The organism is Tardiphaga sp., assembly GCF_025356345.1.
Taxonomy (GTDB): domain Bacteria; phylum Pseudomonadota; class Alphaproteobacteria; order Rhizobiales; family Xanthobacteraceae; genus Tardiphaga.
Map to the genome: position 1 here is coordinate 1 of NZ_JANXTC010000431.1, position 4877 is coordinate 4877.

At 63.6% G+C, this 4877-nt stretch carries 4 protein-coding genes; all 4 read right to left on the bottom strand.

All coding sequences use genetic code 11. The features are described 5' to 3' along the window. Window positions 1-1919, bottom strand: a 1919-nt coding sequence (gene ligA / locus Q0S16_RS26325; protein WP_295855539.1) for an NAD-dependent DNA ligase LigA, incomplete at its 3' end; no start/stop codon positions are given. A 72-nt stretch (window positions 1920-1991) separates the two neighbouring features. Then, window positions 1992-2276, bottom strand: a complete 285-nt coding sequence (locus Q0S16_RS26330; protein ID WP_295855541.1) for a GIY-YIG nuclease family protein — start codon at window positions 2274-2276, stop codon at window positions 1992-1994. Between the two features lie 95 nt (window positions 2277-2371). Continuing rightward, window positions 2372-4042 carry a DNA repair protein RecN gene (recN, locus tag Q0S16_RS26335; protein ID WP_295855547.1) on the bottom strand — a complete coding sequence of 557 codons (1671 nt, stop codon included), beginning with the start codon at window positions 4040-4042 and terminating at the stop codon, window positions 2372-2374. A gap of 13 nt (window positions 4043-4055) precedes the next feature. Next, window positions 4056-4871: an outer membrane protein assembly factor BamD gene (locus Q0S16_RS26340; protein ID WP_295855549.1), complete on the bottom strand. Its 816-nt coding sequence runs from the start codon at window positions 4869-4871 to the stop codon at window positions 4056-4058. Between the last annotated feature and the right edge of the window lie 6 nt (window positions 4872-4877).

Below are 4877 nucleotides of genomic sequence, written 5' to 3' on the forward strand. Positions count from 1 at the left end.
CTCTTTCGCGGCTGCTCGGCTGGCTTGACCTCGATCTCGCGCAATAATTGGCCGAGCGCTTTCACGTTACGCGGCTCGGCGAAGAACTCGACCACCGCGTCGGCGACGATCTCGCCGACGCCGCCAATGTTGTTGAGATCCTGATAGGCCTCCGAGGTGTTTTCCGGGCCGCGCTGCCCGGCCGCGGCCGCCAGCATCGCATCCCGAAATGCTTCGAAGCTTCCGTAGTGCCGCGCCAGCAATTTGGCATTACCTTCGCCAATGTGGCGAATGCCAAGCGCGAAGATCAACCGGTTCAGCTCGATCCTGCGCCGGGCGTCGATCGCGCCAAACAGGTTGCGCACCGAGGTCTCGCCAAAGCCCTCGCGATCGCGCAGTTTCTTGGTCGATCGCTCATCGCGCTTCCGCAGCGTGAAGATATCGACCGGGTGCATGATCAGGCCATCGTCATAGAATTCCTGGATCTGTTTGTCGCCGAGCCCGTCGATGTCGAAGGCCAGCCTTGAGACGAAATGCTTGAGCCGCTCCACGGCCTGGGCGGGGCAGATCAGCGCACCGGTGCAGCGCGTCACCACCTCGCCGTTCTCCCGCACGGCGTGGCTGCCGCAGGCCGGACAAGTGGTCGGGAACGCGTAAGGCTTTGCCTCGGTCGATCGCTTCTCGAGGATCACGCTGACGATCTGCGGGATGACATCGCCGGCGCGCTGGATCACCACGGTGTCACCTTCGCGGACATCGACACCGTCGCGGATCGGCTGACCGCCGCCGCCGATACCCTTGATAAAATCCTCATTGTGCAACGTCGCATTCGACACCACGACGCCGCCGACAGTGACCGGCGTTAGCCGCGCCACCGGCGTCAGCGCGCCGGTGCGGCCAACCTGGATCTCGATCTTCTCGAGGATGGTCGTCGCCTGCTCCGCGGCGAATTTATGCGCGATCGCCCAGCGCGGCGCCCGACCGGCAAAGCCGAGCCGGGCCTGCCAGTCGAGCCGGTCAGTCTTGTAGACCACGCCATCGATGTCGTAGCCGAGCGACGCCCGCTCCTCGCCAATCCTGCGATAGAAGGCGAGCGCTTCATCGACGCTCTGGCACAGCGTGATCAGCGGATTGACGGTGAAGCCGACACTGTCCAGCCAGTGCAGCATGCCGTGCTGGGTGTCTTCCGGCAGTTCGGAGATTTCACCCCAGGCATAGGCAAAGAACTTCAATGGCCGCGACGCGGTGATCGCCACGTCTTTCTGACGCAGCGATCCGGCAGCGGAATTGCGGGGATTGGCGAATGGGTCTTCGCCGGCTTCAACCTGTCGCTGGTTCAGCGCCAGGAAATCGCTCTTCAGCATATAGACCTCACCGCGCAATTCGCAGGCAGCGGGAAGCTTTTTGCCCTTCAGCGTGTTCGGAATGTCGCCGATGGTGCGGACATTGGCGGTGACGTCCTCGCCCGTAAAGCCGTCGCCGCGGGTAGCGGCGCGCACCAGTTCGCCATTCTCATAGCGCAGTGACAGCGACAGCCCGTCGATCTTCGGCTCGGCCACGATCGCTGGAACCTCGTCCAGCTTGAGGAAGCGCTGGATACGTTCGACGAATTCGGTGACCTCCTCATCGCTGAAGGCATTGCCCAGCGACAGCATCGGCACCGCGTGCTGCACCTTGGCAAAGGCGCGCGACGGCGCCGCGCCCACGGTCTGCGTCGGCGATGCGCCGGTGACAAGCTCGGGGAATTTGGCTTCGATCGCCTCGACGCGGCGACGCAAGGCATCGTAGTCGGCATCGGAGACGGTCGGCGCGTCGTCCTGATAGTAGCGCCTGTTATGCGCCTCCATCTCGAGCGACAGCCGCATCAGCTCGACCTTGGCCTTTGGCTTGGTCAGGGTGGACAGATCGGACGGCGAAGTGGGTTTTGCTGTGCGGGCCATACTAACACTCGTCATTCCGGGGCGCGGGCGCACCTTTGCGCACGCGAGCCCGGAATCTCATCTTGGTTGCTCTTATACAATCGCAGCGTACAAATCGCGCCAGTCGGCATTGTTCGCCTCGATCAATTTGATCTTCCATTCCCGCCGCCACTTCTTAAGCTCTTTTTCGCGGCTTATCGCCGTCAGTGGATCGTCATACATTTCGAACCAAACAAGCAGCGTCACATTGTAGCGCGAGGTAAAGCCTCTTGCGGAACTCGTTTTGTGTTCGTGGATGCGTCGGACGAGATCGTTGGTGATGCCGATGTACAGCACACCATTCTTCTTCGAGGCCATCATGTAGACGTAATAGGACATGACGAGCACCGTAGCTTGCGAAGTGGTGCGAAAACATTCTGAGGTTCCGGGTTCGCTCGCCCTGGCGGGCTCGCGCCCCGGAATGACGAGTGAAACTACGCCGCGCCCTTCAGCAGGCGATCCGCCGCGGCACGCGCCTCGGCGGTGATTTCGGCGCCCGCCAGCATCCTCGCAATTTCCTCGCGGCGGGGGTCGGCGGCCAGCGTATTGACGCGGGTGGCGACGCGCTTGCCCTTGTCGAGGGCATCCTTGGAAATCAACAGATGCTGGTCGGCCCGGGCCGCGACCTGCGGGGCGTGTGTCACGGCCATCACCTGGACCTTGCCGGCCAGCCGCGCCAGCCGCGCGCCGATGGCGTCGGCCACCGCGCCGCCGACGCCGGTATCGATTTCGTCGAACACCAAAGTCGGTGCCGAGCCCTTGTCGGACAGCACCACCTTCAGCGCCAGCAGGAAGCGCGACAACTCGCCGCCGGAGGCCACCTTCATCATCGGGCCGGCGCGGGTGCCGGGATTGGTCTGGACCCAGAATTCGACGCGGTCGATGCCCTGCGGACCCGGATTGGCCACGTCCGATTCGACCTGCGTCATGAATTTGGCGCGCTCCAGCTTCAGCGGCGCCAGCTCGGCGCTGACCGCCTTGTTGAGCTTGTCCGCCGACTTGATGCGTGATGCCGAGAGTTTGGCTGCCGCGGCGCTGTATTTGCCGTCGGCTTCCGCCGCGGCGGTCTCGAGACCCTTCAACTGTCCGGCGCCGGCATCGATGGTGGCGACGTCGGCGACGAATTTTGCAGCCAAAGCGGCCAGGCCATCCACCGGCGTCGAATATTTTCGCGCCGCGGCGCGCAGCGCAAACAGCCGCTCTTCGATGCGCTCCAGCTCGCCGGGGTCGAAATCGGCGGCAATCAGCGCGGCGGTGAGGTGCTGGTCGGCCTCTTCCAGCGCGTTGATCGCGGTGTCGATCGCCTTGACCGCGGGCTCGATGAATTCGGGCGAGGCGCCTGCGCGGCGCTCCAACCGGCGGACCGCGGCGGCCAGCGTCGAGATCGGCGAATGATGGCCGGACACCGCATCCTGCGCCTCGCGCAGGTCACCGGCGATCTTCTCGCCCTGCATCATGCCGGTGCGGCGCTCGGCCAGCCGGGTCTCCTCGCCGTCCTTAGGATTGAGCTTCTTCAATTCGTCCGCGGCGTGGCGCAGATAATCGGCATCGCGGGCGGCCCGCGCCATATTGGCACGGTGCGCATCCAGCGTGGCGTAGGCTGCCTTGCGGGCATCCCAAAGGCCCTCCAGCGCGACCACGTCCTTCTCCAGCCCGGCAAAGGCATCGAGCAGCCGGCGATGGGTGGCGGCGTCAACCAGCGCGCGCTCGTCGTGCTGGCCGTGGATTTCAACCAGCGCCGCGCCGACCGCCTTGAGGGTCTGCACGCTGGCGGCCTGGTCGTTGATGAAGGCCCGGGTGCGGCCATCGGCGAGCTGCACGCGGCGGAGAATCATCTCGCCGGTATCCTCGAAGCCATTGGCGGCAAGAATCACCAGCGCCGGATGGCCCTTGGCGAGATCGAAAACCGCCGTGACCTGGCCCTGCTCGACGCCGTGACGCACCAGATTGGCGTCGCCGCGACCGCCCAGCGCCAGCGCGAAAGCATCGAGAAGAATGGATTTTCCTGCGCCGGTCTCGCCGGTCAGCACCGCGAGACCGCGGGCAAACTCGATATCGAGCCGTTCGATCAGGACGATGTCACGGATCGAAAGACGGGCCAGCATGGGAGTCTAGTTCCTAACCGAGGCCAATTCGCTTGAAGGCCCTGGAAATATAGGAACCCTTGTTCTCGCTCGGCTCGAGACCGCCGGACTTTACAAGATTATAAGCGTCTTTGTACCACTTGCTGTCAGGAAAGTTGTGGCCAAGCACGGCGGCGGCGGTCTGCGCCTCGCCAACAATGCCGATCGCCATATAGGCCTCGGTCAATCGCGCCAACGCTTCCTCGACGTGACGCGTGGTCTGGTATTGGGTCACGACGGTCTTGAAGCGGTTGATGGCGGCGGTGTAGTCGCGCTTGTCCATGTAATAGCGGCCGACCGCCATTTCCTTGCCGGCAAGCTGGTCGCGTGCGCCTTCCAGCTTCTTCTTGGCGGAAGTCGCATATTCCGAGGTCGGGTATTTGCGGACCACCTCCTCGAGCGCGGCCATTGCCTTCTCGGTACGGCCCTGGTCACGGGAAACGTCCGGGATCTGGTCGTAATGCGAGGCGGCGATCAGATATTGCGCGTAAGCGGCATCCGGGCTTCCCGGATGCAAGGTGACGTAGCGGGTCGCGGCGCCAATGCAGCTGTCATAGTCGCCGGCACTGTAGAAGGCGTAGGCCGACATCAGAAGCGATTTGCGCGCCCAGTCGGAATAAGGATGCTGGCGGTCGACTTCCTCGAATTTCTTCGACGCCGCCTTGTTATCCTTGCGCTGGTTCATCAGGTACAAGCCCTCATTGTAGAGCTTGTCCGCGGGCTCATCGACGAAGGTGTCGTCCTTGGCGAAGAATTTGTCCCACAGCGCGCCGGTGCCGCATCCGCTCAGGGGGATGGTGAGAAGAACCAGGCCGAC